We start from the raw sequence: 18,508 nt of genomic DNA, 5'->3' as shown, positions 1-18,508 counted from the left end.
TTGAACATAACAATAAAAGAGTTATATAGTTATTCGCCAATATCAATATAAGGATAAAATACTTTTGTAAGATTGGTTTTATCCTAATTAGTTACAGTATTAATTTTTGAAAATTGTTATTATAGCAATGGTAGAATAACATTAACCCAGAACCAAGAAAGTGGCATGACGAGAATCATGGCTGGTATCATATCGGCAATTGGGAACATTTTCAGTTTTACCATACGGAAACCTGTGGCAAGCATTAGAAAACCACCGCAGGCTTTGAAATCAGCAATCATATCAGGTGTTGTAAGTGGCACGATGAAAGCTGACAAGGAGAAAAGGCAGCAGAAAATGATAAATTGTGGAATGGCAACAAGTGATACCACATAACCTAGATTGCAAGCAAAAATAGCTGCTGTGAAGAAGTCCAAAATTGATTTTGAAATCAAGATTGTTGAATCACCAGTCATTCCTGCATCTAGACTACCATAAATACCAGTACCGCTTGCGCAGAAAAGTACGATAACAGTTAACAAGGTAGCAAGGTAATCTTCATGAGATAGTGATGAATGGTCGTTTGGCACGATTTTTGCCATGCTACGTTGCATGAGGGCACCGCCTTTGTTAATCCAATCACCGAGATGAAGTGCAAGTCCAATCCCTGTTCCGATAACGATAGCAAAGATAACAGCGGGCATGTATTTCATCAATCCGATAGATGAAATACCCATTCCCATTGAGCAGACCCCAAAAATCATATTGATTTGTGTCTTGAAGTCTTCTGATAATTTGTTTCCAATAAGACCACCTAGTAGCCCTCCAAAAACGACTGATAGGGCATTAATGATGACGCCAGTAGGCATACAATTTTCCTCCTTCATAAGAACAAAGTCATTAACAGTTTGAAAACATTAGTGTTGACTGCTAGACCGTGTTCTATTATTGTGAATTCTTTCTTTTCTGTTACATTTTAACACCAAGTTTTTAAAAAACAATTCAGATTTTTGTGATATACTATTCTAAAATGGAATAGTATTAAGAATAGGAGCAGGAAATGAATTTCCAAAAATTTCAAGTCTTTCTTAGCTTGTGTGAAACGTTGAATTACACCGAGACAGCAGAACAACTTTATACAACGCAAGGAAGCATTTCAAAGCAAATCATTGCGCTTGAAAAAGAGTTGGGTGTGATTTTGTTTAATCGTAAACATCGTCAAATTTCTCTGACAGAAGAAGGGGAGATTGTGCGAGTTTATGTTCAAAAGATTATGGGCACTTTTCAAGAAATGCAAGAGACATTAGAGGATTTGTCTGAACAAGAAAAACATAAACTAACCATTCATGGTATTCCAAGTATGTCTTCTTATCCTATTATTTCAGATATTGCAGCTTTTCAAAAGCAGTATCCTGATTACACGGTTGTTGTCGAGGAAGAAGAGGCTGACCAGCTGATGCATAGTTTAGATGATGGCATCTGCGATGCGGTCTTTACGCGTTCTTTTACCAAAGCTGCTCCTGATATTTATGATAGTCTAACCTTAGATTATGACCGTTTTGTCTTGGTTTTGCCTGAAAATCATCCCTTAGCCAACAAGGAAAAACTTGATTTGGCTGAATTGAAAGATGAGACATTCTTCCAACTTGGCAATAAAACGCAGTTGCTCCAAAAGGTACGAGAACTTTGTCATACTTATGGTTTTGAACCGAAAATGGGCTATCAAGGAAATCGTATCAATCTCATCATTGACTTTATTGAAAAAGAAATGGGTGTTTCGGTGATGATGGAAAAATTGGTTGCACCGTTTAAAACGAAAGCAATTATCTGTCGTCCGTTGGAGGTTGATATGGTGTCAGAAATGAACTTAATCCGTCGTAAGAAGAAAACAACACCAGCTTTGGATGTATTCTGGAAAGGAATGCAAGAGAAATATTCCAAACAGGAATAGGAAAACGCCTAACTTGAATTGTTTATCGGTGATTGAAGGTTTACACTTTTAATATGAAATCTTTAAGAAGGAAGTAAATCTTATGTCAGAACAACCTTATGATTTGCGTAAAGTCTTGGAAGAACTTAAAGAAATTCCAGGACAATACCATGAAACGGATGTTGAAATCGATCCAAACGCTGAAATTTCTGGCGTTTACCGTTATATCGGAGCTGGCGGTACCGTAGAACGTCCAACTCAAGAAGGTCCAGCAATGACTTTCAATAACATTAAGGGATTCCCTAATGTTCGTGTCAATATTGGTACAATGGCAAGCCGTAAACGTGTTGGTCATATTCTTCATCATGATTACAAAGACCTTGGCCATCTTTTGAACAAAGCCGTTGAAAATCCAGTGAAACCTGTTAAAGTTTCTAAGGACCAAGCACCTGCTCAAGAAGTTGTTCACTTAGCAACTGATGATGATTTTGATATTCGTAAGCTCATTGCTGCGCCAACAAATACAGAATACGATGCAGGACCTTACATCACAACTGGTTTGGTTTATGGTTCAACGCCAGATAAATCAATGAGTGACGTTACAATTCACCGTATGGTTTTGGAAGATAAAGATACTATTGGTATTTATATCATGCCTGGTGGTCGTCATATTGGTGCTTTCTTGTCAGAATATCAAAAACTTAACAAACCAATGCCAATTACAATCAATATTGGTCTTGATCCAGCTATCTTGATTGGGGCGACATTTGAACCACCAACGACACCACTTGGTTACAATGAACTTTGGGTTGCAGGTGCGCTTCGTAACGAACCTGTTCAATTGGTTGATTCTATCGCTGTTGATGAAGTTGGTATTGCACGTTCTGAATTTATCATTGAAGGTGAAATCCTTCCAAATGAAACAATTCAAGAAGATATTAATACGCATACAGGTCATGCCATGCCTGAATTCCCAGGTTACAATGGTCCAGCCAATCCAGCTTTAAATGTTATCAAAGTTAAAGCGGTCACTCACCGTAAAGATAATCCAATTATGCAAACAACAATTGGCCCTTCTGAAGAACACGTGTCAATGGCAGGTATTCCAACAGAAGCTTCTATCCTTAACTTGGTTGACAAAGCTATCCCTGGTAAAGTGCTTAATGTTTACAATCCACCAGCTGGTGGCGGTAAATTGATGACAATCATGCAAATCCGCAAAGAAAATCCTGCAGATGAAGGTATTCAGCGTCAAGCTGCCTTGCTAGCATTCTCATCTTTCAAAGAACTCAAAACAGTTATCCTTGTTGATGAAGATGTGGATATCTTTGATATGAATGATGTCATGTGGACCATCAATACACGCTTCCAAGCCCACAAAGATATTATGTCGTTGGAAGGTATGCGTAACCACCCACTTGACCCATCAGAACGTCCAGAATATTCACCAGAACACATCCGTGTACGAGGAATGTCATCTAAACTTGTCCTTGACGGTACAGTACCATTTGACATGAAAGACCAATTTGAACGTGCTAAATTTAAAGAAGTTCCTGATTGGAAAAAATATTTAGATTAATTGCTAACTCATTTTAGATAACAAAACTGTTGATAAAATGAGATAGAAGATAAGGAAAGTAATCATGAATAAGAGGCTGGAGCTAATCTTCCAACCTCTTATTTTAAGAGACAAAGGGCGTTTAAAGAGCAAAGAAAAATGGTGGTAAGCCAGAAATCTATGATTTCCTCTGCATACCCCTGCCAGAACGACTAGAAAGGTGCGGTTGACTGTTAAGGTGACAAAGTTTTCAGTCGTTTACGGCTGGTAGTAACTAGCTAACGATACAGATTTCCACCCCCTCACTCTCCCTTTTCTTGGTTCGGGCTGAAATCATCCAGTGGATGATTTCACTGCACAGCCTAGGTCATCTTCAATTAAGAATTTTTAAGTTGATAGTCGTTAATACGCTAGCTAAGCAAGTGGCAAGCTAAAAAAACGATTGTCCTTATACGCTTTGAAAATCAGACTTAGAGCTTGTTGACTTATTTTGACGAATTTCGGTTATATCTGCATTTGCATTGTTTAGTCTAATGTTGATTTTCAGTGAGTATTCATTACAAAAGTGAGGTGCTTATGAGCAAAAAACGTATTGTGGTAGCTATTTCTGGCGCTTCAGGCACAATCTATGCTATCAATTTATTAAAGAAACTAAAAGAATATCCTGACATTGAAACGCATGTGGTCATGTCTGACTGGGCACATGAGAATTTAAAACTGGAGCTCGATATGTCACATGATGAATTTGCCAGTTTGTGTGATGTGCTTTATTCTAACAAGGATTTGGGTGCCAAAATTGCTTCAGGGTCTTTCTTGACAGACGGTATGGTGATTGTTCCAGCTTCCATGAAAACTGTTGCAGGTATCGCTTGCGGTTTTTCAGACAATCTTATTGGTCGTGCAGCTGATGTGGCTTTAAAAGAACAACGTAAACTCATCATTGTCCCACGTGAGACACCGTTAAATACGATTCATTTGGAAAATTTGACAAAATTATCACGGATGGGTGTACAAGTCATTCCGCCTGTACCAGCCTTTTACAATCATCCTAAGACTTTGCAAGATATTATCGACCACAATACTGCTAAATTACTAGATGCTTTGCACATTCGCAATGATTATGCTGGACGTTGGGATGGTGATTAGATGGCAACATTCGAAGTGACAGAATATGGGTATTCTATTCAAGTGCAGGTTGACTATATTGGCGCTGACTTGTTTATTCAATTGACAGGTGGAAGCCACCCTCATATTGGCACAGTAACCACTTATTGTAAAGAAAATGCGGACAAGCAAGTGGTGCGTTTTCCAAGCCATTCAGGGCGTTTTCATAAAGATGACGTTTTGGCTGATGTTCTTTTGGAAGAAATAGCAGAGCTGTTGCCGCAAAATTGTGTGATCACCTCAGGTGTCCATGTTGACGGTATTAGCAAAGAACAAATTGCTGGCGCTTTTGAAATGACCAAAGAACTTGCTAGCAAGATTGGCACATGGTTAAAAATTGAAAAATCACCAATCAGTCACCCAAAATACCAAAAAAACACCAAACAATAAACTAGTTTAGACAAATACAACTCAAAAAACGAAACTCCTTTAAATCCATTTCAGTGAAAAAATAAATAAGCCACCCGTTTTCAACAATCGGGTGGCTTTTGGTTGTTGCGTTAGTTTTTCATTTGTTTGGCATAATGTGTGACAAGGAGTTCTGTGAAGATGTCAAACATAATTGGGGAAATGGAATCATATTCCCAGTCTCCTGAAAGAGTTGGGAGTGTGATAACTTTATCAAAATGCTTGCGATATTTGGCATTTGGATTGGCTGTTACTAAAAGTGTTTTGCATTTCAAATTGGTGATTTTGCGAATGTAAGTGGAATCGCCGCCTGCTGAAAAGATAAGCAATAAATCGTCTTTTTTGAAATAGTTAACGGCATCATCAAGGTAATCTGTTGAATAAGATGACACATAAACTCCCATTTTCCGCATCAAGGTTTCAAATAATTTGGCACTTAAAAAACTTTTGGCACCACCAGTGGCAAATAAATGCTCGCTTTGTGATAAAAAGCTTGCTAAATCAGTCATAACCTCATCGGTCAACGTTGCCTTAGTGAGTTCGAGTAATTTGGTGAGGCGCGTGAAATATTCATTGTCCTCATCTGCCTTTCTATTGCCATGATATTAACCTTTATCGTCGAATTTATTATGTATAGCGACAAACGTGTCGAAGGAGCTTTGCAATAAATAAGAATTCTAAAAACCTCACTTGACAACGCTTACAAAATCAACTACAATAAAACTATAATTAAACAAGGATTGTTACTCTTCGGGAGGCATTACCGTTCATCAAGTAAAGGGGTGTGGTATGTCTTCGAAGAGTTTTTTTGTGCAGGACAAATAGCATAAATAGAAAAGGTAGATATGATGAGAGTTGTGAAGAAAATCAATAATAATGTGGCAGAATGTCTTGACAATAATGGTAAATCGTTGGTTGCCTTTGGACGTGGTATTGGTTTTCCAAAGACACCTTATGAGCTAGAGGATCTTTCAAAAATTGATATGACATTTTATAAATTGGATCCTCATTTTCAATTACTTTTGGATGAAATTCCAGAAGATTTGATGTTGCTTAGTGTGGAAATCGTGCAAAATGCGCAGAAGGAGTTGTGTGGAAAACTCAATCCGACTTTGATATTTAGCTTAGCAGACCATATCCAATTTGCTATTCGTCGATTGAAAGAATTTAAGGAAATGAAAATTCTTTTTTCACAGGATGTTGCCCAGCTCTATCCTAAAGAAACGAAATTAGCAGAAGATGCCTTGGTTTTGATAAATACTTCATTAAGTGTTAATCTCCCACACAGTGAAGTGACTAGTATTGCCATGCATTTTATCAATAGCCAAGCCGAATTTGATATTGACAACGAAAGTCAGGCTATCGAAGAATTGATTGAGATTATGACACAGATGATTGAAAATCAATTAGCAATTCGTATTGAGCGTGAGGAATTTAATTACCAAAGGTTTCAAGCACATGTTCGTTATTATCTGAAACGACTACGTGAAAATGAATCATTTATTAATGGGAATGAGACTATTTTACAAAGTCTCAAAGAAAGTCAACCTCATATCTATCAAGTTGCAGTCGTTATCATGGATTATATTCATCAAAGTATGAGATATAGTCAATCTGATGACGAGTTACTCTACCTGATGATACATATCAACAGGTTGTATGAAAAAAATAGCGGAGAAAAATAGCGAAGCTCCGCAAAGGAGAAAGTTATGGTCGATAATAACAAAGTTATCGCAGAAAAAGTGCTTGCTGCAGTTGGTGGCAAGGAAAATGTGATGAGTGCAACACATTGTATGACACGTTTGCGTTTGAATTTAAAGGATACTTCCGTTCCTAAAAAAGACGAGGTAACCAGTATTCCAGGTGTTCTTGCTGTTGTTGAGTCTGGTGGACAGTATCAAGTTGTCATTGGGCAAAATGTTGCAAAAGTTTATCCTGAATTTGCTAAATTAGCAGGGGTCACATTGGAAAAACAAGTTGACGAGAATCTGGATAAACCAAAGGAAAAATTAACATTAAAAGGTGTGGGAATGGCAATCCTTAATTATATGTCAGGCTCAATGACACCTTTAATCCCAGCTATGATTGCTGCAGCAATGTTTAAAACGATTCAAGTCGTTATTGGACCAGATTTACTTGGATTGGTTTCTGAAAAGAGCAATATGTATGTTTTATGTGATATTATGTATAGTGCTTTTTTCTACTTCTTGCCAATTTTTCTTGGTTTTACAGCTGCTAAAAAACTTGGTGTGAGTCAGGTCATGGGGATAATGTTAGGGGCGATGTTGCTAGTACCTGACTTTGTTGCTTTGGACGGTCAAAAATTTACCATTTACGGTTTTCTAACAACAACTGCTCATGATTATTCGCAAACGGTTTTACCTGTTATTATTTCTATTTGGGTAATGAGTTATGTTGAACGTTTTTTCAAAAAAATAATTCCTGATGTTTTATCAACGATTTTCGTGCCATTTTTAACGATTTTTGTTATGGTTCCTATTACCTTTGTTGTTTTGGCTCCAATTGGTAATCTTGGTGGTGAATTAATTGGGAATGGTTTGATTGCTTTTGGTAATGTTGGTGGCTTTCTTTCGATTGCTGTCGTTGCAGCCTTGTGGGAATTTCTTGTTATGTCAGGAATGCACCAAGTTTTGATTGTTTTTGGGATCACTGCTATGATGCAAAATGGTTATGATAGTTTTGTTCTGACAGCAGGTGGTTATGCAACTTGGGCAGCATTTGGCATGGCTTTTGGAGCGTTTCTGCGTTTTCGTGAAAAAGATGCTAAGGCTTTGGCGTTTGGTTATTTTGTTTCAGCGATTATAGGTGGAGTAACCGAACCAGTTCTTTACGGTATTGGACTTCGCTATAAACGTCCTTTTCTTGCCCTTGCAGCAGGTGGCTTCTGTGGTGGACTTTACGCAGGGTTAACCCATGTTGGAACTTATGTTATGGGAGCTACGAATTTTCTAGCTGTTCTTGGCTATGTTGGTGGTGGAACAGTGAACATGATAAATGGCTGTATTGCGGCGGCGATTGCTTTTGCTGTAACTGCTGTTTTAACGTATCTTTTCGGTTTTAATAAAACAGAAAGTGTTTTGCAAAGAAATTAGGTGGTTTTTATGAAAAAAATTCTTTTGCGTGCTGATGATTTAGGTTATTCTGAGGCTGTTAATTATGGTATTGAAAAGTCGGTCAAGGAAGGGCTGATTTCAAGTCTTGGTGTTATGGTCAATATGCCTGCTACGCAGCATGGCGTTGATTTAATCAAAGATTGTCCTTTGGCTCTTGGGGTGCATACCAACATTTGTGCTGGGAAGCCTTTGACAAATCCTGAGCTTATTCCGAGCTTGGTGGATGAGAATGGTAATTTCAAATCTTCTAAACAATTTCGAGCAGCGAAAGAGGATTTTGTCGTTTTTGAGGAAGTTGTCTTGGAAATTGAAGCGCAGTACCAGAAATTTTTAGCCTTATTTGGGCGTCAGCCAGATTATTTTGAAGGGCATGCGGTAGCGTCAAGCAATTTCTTTAAGGGATTAGAAACTGTCGCAGAAAAGCACGGCTTGAAATACTCAGGATTTTCAATAGGTGGCGCACCATTGACAATTGGGAACTCTCTTGTGCAATTCAATATGGAATCAATGGCGCCGCATTATGAGCCTTTTGACATGCTAAAACGCATGGTAGCAAAAGCCGATGACCATGTGGTACAGTTGGCTGTTTTTCACCCTGGTTATCTTGATGATGACATTCTAACGCACTCTAGCCTAACCATTCCTCGAACACAAGAAGTTGCTATGTTAATCAATCCTGATGTCAAACAATGGCTCAGAAAGCAAGATGTTGAACTCATTGATTACCGAGATTTGTAAAACAGTATTTGTTGGCTATAATCTGCTTTTCAATGTCATGTGCTTGTAAACCAGCTGTCTATTGGACAGTTGGTTTATTTATTCTAAACAAGGATAAATAGTAGTTAAAATAGAATTGTAAGCTATAACAAAATATTTTAAGATAGAATCATAAAGATTGTTTAAGAAAGTAGGTGTAAAAATGATTATTGATAGTAATTTATACTGGTTTGATGAAGATATTTTTGAGTCTGAAGAAAAAATGGAAGCTTTTCTAGCGAGTGCTCCTAAGCAGTATGATACCAAAGTCCATGCTGGAACTTTACCAGACGGACGTCCGCAAATTATCATTGAACGTCTTAGTTTCCTCAATTGAAAACCAATCTCAATCGTCAATTTCGTGGTTAGGTGACACATTGCCAGTAACTGTTGCCGCAAAATTAATTATGAGTGAATTGCTGCGTTCATAATACTGACAGGTGTTAAATGTCAATGATTTAACCCTTAAACCAAGTTCCTCATCAATCTCACGCCCCACAGTTGTCTCGGCATTTTCCCCTTGAAACACATAACCAGCCCAGTAAAATATAGTCAGTCATGTCATATTGCTTAATCAAAAGAATCCTATCATGATTTTCATTAAATAAAATCGCACTAATTGCTGTATTAAAGACTGGAAAACGAAAACTCGCACATTATGAGTAATAAGGAATCTCTCCCTCATTTTTTTAAAAATTTTTTCTCCAAAGGATGTCCACATTCGGGACAATAAGTTATTGTTTTGTAAAACATAGAAGCTTCTTTTTAAAGTTCTTAGGCTCATTTTAGCAGTAGTCGTTTTGGCTTGCCTTGCAATAGAAAAATTCCCAAGATTGAACTGGGAATTTTTTGAGCTATATTAATACCATTATCCTTCAAAATAAAGCAATTCTTTTGGTGTGTGTGTAAAGACTTCAAAGCCAGATTTTGTGACGTGTCCGCAATCTTCGATACGTACGCCAACTTTTCCAGGGATGTAAATGCCAGGTTCGACAGAGAAGCACATGCCTTCTTGAATTTCCATATCGTTACCTTCCATGATTGAAGGAAATTCGTGACAAGTCATACCGATACCATGTCCAAGACGGTGGTTGAAGTATTCACCGTAGCCGGATTTTTCAATGACATTACGTGCAGCAGCGTCAACTTCGCTAGCAAGAACACCAGGTTTGATGAATTCTTGAGCTGTTAATTGGGCTTCTAAGCAAAGTTCGTAAATATCTTTTTTGAATTGGTCAGGTTTACCAACGGCAACGGTACGTGTCATATCACTAGCATAGCCATGCATATCTGTTCCAAGGTCAAACAAGAGCAGTGAGTTATTTTCAATTTTGTTCGTACCAGGGATACCGTGTGGATTAGCAGCATTATTTCCAGTCAAGACCATAGTGTCAAAACTCATTTTTTCAACACCTTGTTTTTTCATTTCAAACTCAATCATGGCAATGACATCAGTCTCTGTATTGTCTAATGAAATATTATCAAAACCAACTTGAACCGCTTTATCAGCAAACTGACCAGCGATTAGCATTTTTTCGATTTCATCTTGTGATTTGATGAGACGCATTTTTTGAATAAATGGTGTCAAGTCTTCAAAACGTCCGTCAAAAACAGTTTGCAAACCTTGAAATTTTGTCACATTGAGGTTGTCAAATTCAGCAAAAACTTTCGCGCTGTCAGTTGAAGGTAGACTAGATTTGATTTTTTGCCAAGGATTTTCAGAATCCATATAACCAAAAACTGGGAAAGTGACAATTTGGCTTGCGCGTGCCACTTCAAGTGCTGGAACGAAAAGCACAGGTTCACGGTCGCTATACACAAAAAGGAACATTTGGCGTTCGTGTGGGTCACAGTAAAATCCAGTTAAATAATTTACAGTGACGGGGTCGGAAAAAACAGCAATATTAGCTTTTTCTTGACTAAGATATGGGCGGATTTGATCTAATTTTGACATAAGGAACCTTCTTTCTAATTAATCCCATTTTTTCAAAAAAATCAGAAAAAATCAAGACTTGAGTCAAAAAAAGTGATCTTACGGACAAAAAATAATAAATGAGATAAAAAGAAGTTCTCTCATAATTTTAATGAAAGTTTTCAAAAATTATTTTGAAAAACCTCAAATTTTGACTTTTCAAGTAGTTTGATATAGAAATCAAGCAATTAAACGCTTACAATATATGAAAAGTTTTCAAAAAAGACCACTCACCCCCTTGAAAGTGTTTCCAAAAGATGATAAAATATCCGTGAAAACGAAATTTTCAAATAGAAAGGAAGTCCAATAATGAACACTGATGATACGATTACAATTTATGACGTTGCCCGAGAAGCAGGCGTCTCTATGGCAACAGTTAGTCGTGTTGTAAATGGCAATAAAAACGTAAAGGAAAACACACGTAAAAAAGTTCTTGAAGTTATTGATCGTTTGGATTATCGTCCAAATGCCGTTGCCCGCGGTTTAGCAAGTAAAAAGACAACAACAGTAGGTGTTGTTATTCCCAATATTGCCAATAGCTATTTCTCAATTCTTGCTAAAGGAATTGATGATATTGCCGCTATGTACAAGTATAATATCGTACTTGCTTCAAGTGATGAAGATGATGATAAGGAGGTTAACGTTGTTAACACCTTGTTTGCTAAACAAGTTGACGGTATTATCTTCATGGGACATCATTTGACTGAAAAAATTCGTGCAGAGTTCTCTCGCTCACGCACACCAGTTGTACTTGCGGGTACAGTTGACTTAGAACACCAACTCCCAAGTGTTAATATTGATTACAAAGCAGCGGTTGTTGATGTTGTTGATATTTTAGCTAAAAGCAATAAAGAAATTGCCTTTGTTTCTGGTCCACTTATCGATGATATCAACGGTAAAGTGCGTTTAGCTGGTTACAAAGAAGGTCTTGAAAAAAATGGCTTATCATTCAAAGAAGGTCTTATCTTTGAAGCTAATTACAACTATAAAGAAGGATTTGAACTTGCACAACGTGTGATTAATTCTGGCGCAACAGCAGCCTTTGTTGCCGAAGACGAATTGGCAGCAGGCTTACTGAACGGCTTGTTCGAAGCTGGCAAAAAAGTTCCAGAAGACTTTGAAATCATCACAAGCAATGATTCACCAATTACATCATACACACACCCAAACCTTAGCTCAATCAGTCAACCAGTTTATGACCTTGGTGCTGTCAGCATGCGTATGTTGACTAAAATCATGAACAAAGAGGAACTTGAAGAAAAAGAAATTCTTCTTAACCATGGTCTTATAACACGTGGCACAACACGTTAATAGTTGATTAGTTATATCAAATTAAAATCAGTCCGAGGACTGATTTTTTCACTTTTGGTGAAAAAAAATACAAAATAAGATATAATAGAAATTATGAAAGTTTTACTGTATTTGGAAGCCGAGGATTATTTGAGAAAATCCGGCATAGGACGTGCGATTAAACATCAAGAGCGTGCCCTTACAATTGTGGGGCAAGAATATACAACCAACTCGAAAGACGATTATGATTTAGTACACATTAATACTTATGGGCTTAAAAGCTGGCATCTTTTGATGAAATCTAAAAGAGCTGGCAAAAAAGTGCTTATGCACGGTCATTCAACCGAAGAGGACTTTCGTGATTCATTCATTGGTTCAAATTTAATATCACCAATTTTTAGATGGTATCTTTGTCGTTTTTATCAAAAGGCTGATGCCATTATCACCCCTACGGAATACTCAAAAAATTTAATTGCAGGTTATGGCATTAAGCATCCAATTTACGCTGTTTCAAATGGTATTGATTTGTCACGCTATATTCCAAATTCTGCCAAAGAAGAAGCTTTCCGTCATTATTTTGATATTAAACCAGATGAAAAAGTTGTTATTTGTGCTGGGCTCTACTTCATGCGCAAGGGCATTGACGAATTTGTAAAAGTCGCAGAACAAATGCCAGACGTCCGTTTTATCTGGTTCGGTGAAACAAATAAATGGGTTATCCCACATAAAGTCAGAAGTATTGTTACTCGCAAACACCCATCAAATGTGACCTTTGCTGGTTACATTAAAGGTGATGTTTTTGAGGGAGCAATGAGCGGAGCAGATGCCTTTTTCTTCCCAAGTCGTGAGGAAACCGAAGGGATTGTTGTCTTGGAAGCTCTTGCTAGCCACCAACACGTCGTGCTACGTGATATTCCTGTTTATCACGGCTGGGTAGATGAAAGTTGTGCAGAATTAGCGACTGACATTGATGGATTTGTAGGAGCGCTTCGAAAAGTCTTAGCAGGAAAAAGTCAAAAACAAGAAGCAGGATACAAAGTGGCTGAAAGCCGTAGCATTGATAAAGTTGCTCATGAATTAGTTGACGTCTATGAAAAAGTAATGGAGTTGTAAAATGAGAATAGGTCTTTTTACAGATACCTATTTCCCTCAAGTTTCAGGGGTTTCAACAAGCATTTGCACCCTAAAAGAAGAATTGGAAAAAGAGGGACACGAGGTTTATATATTTACTACCACTGATAAAGCTGTTAAACGCTACGAGGATCCAACGATTATTCGTCTGCCTAGCGTTCCTTTTGTGTCGTTTACTGACCGTCGTGTAGTGTATCGTGGGTTAATTTCCTCTTATAAAATAGCAAAGCAGTATAAATTGGATATTATTCATACTCAGACTGAATTTAGTGTTGGTGTTTTAGGGAAAATGATTGCTGCTGCACTCCGCATTCCTGCGGTACACACTTATCATACTCAGTATGAGGATTATGTTGGTTACATTGCCAAAGGGAAAATCATCAAACCTGGCATGGTTAAGTACATTATTCGCGGTTATTTGAACGATTTAGACGGCGTTATTTGCCCATCACGTATTGTTTTAAATCTGTTAGAAGGTTACGATATTAAAATTCCTAAACGTGTTATCCCGACAGGTATTCGTGTGGAAGAATACGAATGCAAGGATATTACAGCAGAAGATGCTAAAGCTCTCCGTGATAAATTAGGCATTGCTGATGATGAAACCATGCTGCTTAGCTTGTCACGTGTTTCTTACGAAAAAAATATCCAAGCTATCCTAAAACAATTTCCAGAAGTTTTGTCGGAAAATAAACGTGTTAAGTTAGTTGTTGTTGGTGATGGACCCTATCTCCAAGATTTGAAAGATTTGGTAGCAGAGTTGGGTATTGAAGAAGCTGTGATTTTTACAGGAATGGTCCCACATGACGAGACAGCTTTGTATTATAAGGCAAGTGATTTCTTTATTTCAGCTTCTACTAGTGAGACACAAGGATTGACCTACACAGAAAGCCTTGCCAGCGGAACGCCTGTCATTGCTCATGGCAATCCTTATTTGGACGATATTATTGACCAAAAGATGTTCGGGACACTCTTTTATCATGAAGAAGATTTAGCAGATGCAATTTTAGATGCGATTGCCGATACACCAGCAATGGACGAAAGGACATACAAAGAAAAAATGTACGCTATTTCAGCAGAGCATTTTGGAAAATCAGTCTATGCCTTTTATTTAGACGTCTTGATTTCAGCCAAAAATAAGAAAAAATCAAAATTATCATTGACGGTGCGAAGCCAAGATGAAAAAACATCTATCAAATTTGCTCAATCAGCGATAAAAATGCCAGCTAAAGCTGTTAAAGCGACAGCTAAAACATCAGCCAAAGTTGTTAAGGCTCCAAAACGATTAATTAATTCAATTCGAGATTTCATTGATTAAGTTCTTGAAAAATAAATTATTCGTGTTATAATAACTTACGAAGACGAGTTGAACAGGGGTAAACCTTTAGAGCGAGTGCCGGTTGGTGAGAAGGGCGCAGGGTTGGCTGATTCAATACTACTTCCTTGCTTTTATGCAAACATAAAACGGTAGCTACGATATAGCTAGTTTGAGGTTTACGACTCTTTTTTGTCGTAGATAAATGAAGGTGGAACCACGTTACGACGTCCTTTTGGGACGTCGTTTTTCTTTTATCTCGAGGAAAAGTCTCATAAGCTGATAATATTCCTTTTGCTTGGTTCCCCAAAAAGGAATTGTCAACATTGTAAATTATAAAAAGGAGAGAAATATGGTTAAAATCACTTTTCCAGATGGCGCTGTGCGCGAATTTGAATCTGGTGTAACACCTTTTGAAATTGCTCAAAGCATTAGCAATTCACTAGCTAAAAAAGCCTTAGCTGGTAAATTTAATGGTCAATTGATTGATACAACCCGTGAAATTACTGAAGACGGTAGTATTGAAATCGTGACACCTGACCACGAAGATGCTCTTGGTATCTTACGTCACTCAGCTGCTCACCTTTTTGCACAAGCAGCAAAACGTCTTTTCCCAGACCTTTGCCTTGGTGTAGGTCCTGCTATTGAAGATGGTTTCTACTACGATACTGATAACAAAGCTGGTCAAATCTCTGATGAAGATCTTCCTCGTATCGAAGAAGAAATGAAAAAAATCGTTAAAGAAAACTTTCCATGTATTCGTAAAGAAATCACAATTGATGAAGCACGTGAATTGTTCAAAAACGACCCTTACAAACTTGAATTGATTGAAGAACATGGTGCAGACGAAGGTGGTCTTACTGTTTATTCACAAGGTGAATTCACTGATCTTTGCCGTGGTCCACACGTGCCTTCAACTGGTCGTATCCAAGTTTTCCATCTATTGAACGTCGCTGGTGCTTACTGGCGTGGAAATAGCGACAATGCGATGATGCAACGTGTTTACGGTACTGCTTGGTTCGACAAAAAAGATCTTAAAGCTTACCTTAAACAACGTCAAGAAGCTAAAGAACGTGACCACCGTAAACTTGGTAAAGAACTTGATTTGTTCATGATTTCTCAAGAAGTTGGTCAAGGTCTTCCATTCTGGTTGCCAGACGGTGCGACAATTCGTCGTACGTTGGAACGCTACATCGTTGATAAAGAAGTAGCTTCAGGCTACCTTCATGTTTATACTCCACCTTTGGCTTCAGTTGATTTGTACAAAACATCAGGTCACTGGGACCACTACCGTGAAGATATGTTCCCAACAATGGATATGGGTGACGGTGAAGAATTCGTTCTTCGTCCAATGAACTGCCCACACCACATCCAAGTTTACAAACACCATGTACACTCATACCGTGAATTGCCAATCCGTATTGCGGAAATCGGTATGATGCACCGTTATGAAAAATCTGGTGCTTTGTCAGGTCTTCAACGTGTTCGTGAAATGTCACTTAATGACGGTCATTTGTTCGTAACACCTGAACAAATTCAAGAAGAATTCCAAAAAGCTCTTCAATTGATTATCGATGTTTACGAAGATTTCGACTTGACTGAATACCGTTTCCGTCTTTCCCTACGTGACCCTAAAGACACTCACAAATACTATGATGACGACGAAATGTGGGAAAATGCACAATCAATGTTGAAAGCTGCCTTGGATGAAATGGGTGTTGAATACTTCGAAGCAGAAGGTGAAGCAGCCTTTTACGGTCCAAAACTTGATATTCAAGTGAAAACAGCTCTTGGTAACGAAGAAACATTGTCAACTATCCAACTTGACTTCCTTCTTCCAGAACGTTTCGGTTTGACATACATTGGTGCTGATGGTGAAGAACACCGTCCAGTTATGATTCACCGTGGTGTTATCTCAACAATGGAACGTTTCACAGCTATCTTGATTGAAAACTACAAAGGTGCCTTCCCAACATGGCTTGCACCACACCAAGTAACTGTTATCCCAGTTTCTAACGAAGCTCATGTTGACTACGCTTGGGAAGTTGCTAAAGTTCTTCGCGACAAAGGTGTTCGTGTTGACGTTGATGAACGCAACGAAAAAATGCAACTTAAAATCCGTCAAAGCCAAACTAAGAAAATCCCTTACCAATTAATCGTCGGTGACAAAGAAATGGCTGATAAGACAGTTAACGTTCGTCGCTATGGAAGCAAACAAACTCACACAGAAGCAATCGATGAATTTGTTGACAATATCTTAGCTGACATTAACCGCAAATCACGTCCAGATGCTGAATAATACTTCCATTTGCACAATAATATAAATTCGGCAGAAAAGAAGTCTAATAGTTGACCTGCACCCCAAAAGTTAGACAACAAATCTAACTTTTGGGGTGCTTTTCTATGAAATTAAGTTATGAAGATAAAATTGAAATCTATCGCTTACGACAATCTGGTGGGACATGGCCTAAAATCAGTCAAACATTTAATATTAGTAAGTATAACCTTCAATACATGGTCCGCCTTATTGATATACACGGATTGGAAAGTGTTTGTAAAAGGAAAAATAGGTATTATTCTCCTGAACTAAAGCAGGAAATCATAAACGAAGTTCTGATGAAAGGTAGGTCTCAGCTAGAGGTTTCTCTAGATTATGGATTACCAAATAAGGGAATGCTTCCTAATTGGATAGCGCAATACAAGAAAAACGGGTATACTATTCTTGAGAAATCAAGAGGGAGACCTGTAAAGATGGGACGCAAACCAAAGAAAAAACTTGAAGAAATGACTGAATTAGAGCGTCTTCAATATGAAAATGAGTACCTTAGAGCGGAGAATGCCGTACTAAAAAAGTTGAGAGAACTCCGATTGAGGGACGAAGCAAGGCTCAAAGAGCAACAGAAATCATTCAAGGACTAATCAATGTATTTGATTTAAGAATCCTACTTAATATTTTGAAGCTGTCTCAATCAACCTACTATTATCAGGTTAAACGTCTAACCCAGGTAGATAAAAACAAAGAATTAAAAGAAGCTATTCAAGATATTTATTCTGAGAACAAAGGGAGATATGGTTACCGTAGAATTCACCTCGAACTTAAAAATCGAGGCTATAAAGTTAACCATAAGAAAGTTCAACGTCTGATGACAGAACTTGGTTTGAAAGCTAGAATCCGTGCGAAACGTCGCTATAACTCTTATAAAGGTGAGGTGGGCAAGAAAGCTGATAATCTCATTAAGCGTCAATTTAAAGCTGCCCAACCACTTAAGAAGTGTTATACCGATGTAACAGAGTTTTCAATTCCTGCTAGTGATCAAAAATTGTATCTATCACCAGTTCTTGATGGCTTTAACAGTGAGATTATTGCATATAATTTATCTACCTCGCCAAACTTACAACAACTTAAAACGATGCTTTCCGAGGCTTTTCCTGAACAAACTTATCAGGGCACTATTTTACATAGTGACCAAGGATGGCAATATCAACACACTTACTACCATCATTTTCTTGAGGAGCATGAAATGAGACCGTCCATATCGCGTAAAGGAAATAGCTTAGACAACGGCATGATGGAATCTTTCTTTGGAACATTGAAGACAGAAATGTTTTATGGGTTTGAGAAGGAATTTACTTCCCTCGAAACATTGAAAACAGCTATTTCAGAATATATCAACTACTACAACACTAAACGAATCAAACTTACATTAAAAGGACTAAGTCCTGTGCAATACAGAACTCAATCCTTAACTTAAATATTTAGTCTAACTTTTGGGGGTCACTTCATAGTGGGCTTCTTTTTTACTTGTGGAAAATTTCTTCTGATTTAGTGTAAAAATCCTATATATGCAAATTCAAATTGGACTAAACATTT

General features: G+C 37.8%; 17 protein-coding genes. 13 read left to right on the top strand and 4 right to left on the bottom strand.

All coding sequences use genetic code 11. The features are described from left to right. Positions 1-119 precede the first annotated feature (119 nt). Entirely contained in the window at positions 120-848 is a 729-nt protein-coding gene (locus tag E8M05_RS07955; RefSeq protein ID WP_041974360.1) for a DUF554 domain-containing protein, read from the bottom strand. Positions 849-1,039: 191 nt separating this feature from the next. Between E8M05_RS07955 and E8M05_RS07950 the strand changes: the two genes are divergently transcribed. From E8M05_RS07950 to lpdD, 4 genes are all read left to right on the top strand, one after another. Beyond that, positions 1,040-1,930 carry a LysR family transcriptional regulator gene (locus E8M05_RS07950; protein ID WP_003065834.1) on the top strand — a complete coding sequence of 297 codons (891 nt, stop codon included), beginning with the start codon at positions 1,040-1,042 and terminating at the stop codon, positions 1,928-1,930. 82 nt (positions 1,931-2,012) lie between these two features. Beyond that, positions 2,013-3,488, top strand: a complete 1,476-nt coding sequence (locus E8M05_RS07945; protein ID WP_003065832.1) for a UbiD family decarboxylase — start codon at positions 2,013-2,015, stop codon at positions 3,486-3,488. Between the two features lie 555 nt (positions 3,489-4,043). After that, positions 4,044-4,613 (top strand): UbiX family flavin prenyltransferase, encoded by a 570-nt coding sequence (locus E8M05_RS07940; RefSeq protein WP_003065829.1) that lies wholly within the window; start codon positions 4,044-4,046, stop codon positions 4,611-4,613. Beyond that, positions 4,614-5,021, top strand: a complete 408-nt coding sequence (lpdD, locus tag E8M05_RS07935; protein WP_003065826.1) for a prenylated flavin chaperone LpdD — start codon at positions 4,614-4,616, stop codon at positions 5,019-5,021. A gap of 110 nt (positions 5,022-5,131) precedes the next feature. Here lpdD and E8M05_RS07930 read toward each other — a convergent pair whose 3' ends face one another. Next, complete coding sequence (locus E8M05_RS07930; protein ID WP_003065824.1) at positions 5,132-5,548, bottom strand: MurR/RpiR family transcriptional regulator; 417 nt, start codon at positions 5,546-5,548, stop codon at positions 5,132-5,134. A gap of 339 nt (positions 5,549-5,887) precedes the next feature. Here E8M05_RS07930 and E8M05_RS07925 point away from each other — a divergent pair, with 339 nt between their 5' ends. From E8M05_RS07925 to E8M05_RS07910, 4 genes are all read left to right on the top strand, one after another. Further along, entirely contained in the window at positions 5,888-6,724 is an 837-nt protein-coding gene (locus E8M05_RS07925; RefSeq protein WP_041974363.1) for a PRD domain-containing protein, read from the top strand. Positions 6,725-6,748: 24 nt separating this feature from the next. Then, on the top strand, positions 6,749-8,152 hold the full coding sequence (locus E8M05_RS07920) for a PTS transporter subunit EIIC (RefSeq protein ID WP_003065816.1): 1,404 nt from the start codon (positions 6,749-6,751) through the stop codon (positions 8,150-8,152). A 9-nt stretch (positions 8,153-8,161) separates the two neighbouring features. Next, positions 8,162-8,911, top strand: coding sequence for a ChbG/HpnK family deacetylase (locus E8M05_RS07915; protein ID WP_013852120.1), 750 nt, complete (start codon positions 8,162-8,164; stop codon positions 8,909-8,911). A 181-nt stretch (positions 8,912-9,092) separates the two neighbouring features. Then, positions 9,093-9,266, top strand: a complete 174-nt coding sequence (locus E8M05_RS07910) for a hypothetical protein (RefSeq protein ID WP_230321727.1) — start codon at positions 9,093-9,095, stop codon at positions 9,264-9,266. A 9-nt stretch (positions 9,267-9,275) separates the two neighbouring features. Here the strand turns inward: E8M05_RS07910 and E8M05_RS11560 are convergent, their stop codons facing one another. Continuing rightward, entirely contained in the window at positions 9,276-9,458 is a 183-nt protein-coding gene (locus E8M05_RS11560; RefSeq protein WP_003065808.1) for an NUDIX domain-containing protein, read from the bottom strand. 339 nt (positions 9,459-9,797) lie between these two features. Next, positions 9,798-10,883 carry a M24 family metallopeptidase gene (locus E8M05_RS07900; RefSeq protein WP_003065805.1) on the bottom strand — a complete coding sequence of 362 codons (1,086 nt, stop codon included), beginning with the start codon at positions 10,881-10,883 and terminating at the stop codon, positions 9,798-9,800. Positions 10,884-11,210: 327 nt separating this feature from the next. On the opposite strand from E8M05_RS07900, the gene ccpA reads away from it, so the two are divergent. The 5 genes from ccpA (at position 11,211) to E8M05_RS07875 (ending at position 18,389) form a co-directional block, all read left to right on the top strand. Then, positions 11,211-12,212, top strand: coding sequence for a catabolite control protein A (gene ccpA, locus E8M05_RS07895; RefSeq protein ID WP_003065802.1), 1,002 nt, complete (start codon positions 11,211-11,213; stop codon positions 12,210-12,212). A 93-nt stretch (positions 12,213-12,305) separates the two neighbouring features. Beyond that, positions 12,306-13,304, top strand: coding sequence for an LTA glycolipid anchor biosynthesis glycosyltransferase, IagA/BgsA family (locus E8M05_RS07890; RefSeq protein ID WP_003065799.1), 999 nt, complete (start codon positions 12,306-12,308; stop codon positions 13,302-13,304). Between the two features lies 1 nt (position 13,305). Further along, a complete protein-coding gene (locus E8M05_RS07885) occupies positions 13,306-14,640 on the top strand; it encodes a glycosyltransferase family 4 protein (protein ID WP_003065797.1) in 1,335 nt (444 codons plus the stop codon). Positions 14,641-14,989: 349 nt separating this feature from the next. Beyond that, a complete protein-coding gene (gene thrS / locus E8M05_RS07880) occupies positions 14,990-16,936 on the top strand; it encodes a threonine--tRNA ligase (RefSeq protein ID WP_041974366.1) in 1,947 nt (648 codons plus the stop codon). A gap of 104 nt (positions 16,937-17,040) precedes the next feature. Then, positions 17,041-18,389 (top strand): IS3 family transposase gene (locus tag E8M05_RS07875; protein WP_101774278.1). Its coding sequence is split into 2 segments (ribosomal slippage): positions 17,041-17,482 and positions 17,482-18,389, totalling 1,350 coding nucleotides; the frame shifts between segments, so codons are not numbered across the junction. Positions 18,390-18,508: the final 119 nt, after the last annotated feature.

This window comes from Streptococcus pasteurianus (assembly GCF_004843545.1).
Lineage (GTDB): Bacteria > Bacillota > Bacilli > Lactobacillales > Streptococcaceae > Streptococcus > Streptococcus pasteurianus.
The sequence above is the reverse complement of the archived record's forward strand: the minus strand, read 5'-3'. Positions and strand labels throughout refer to the sequence as shown.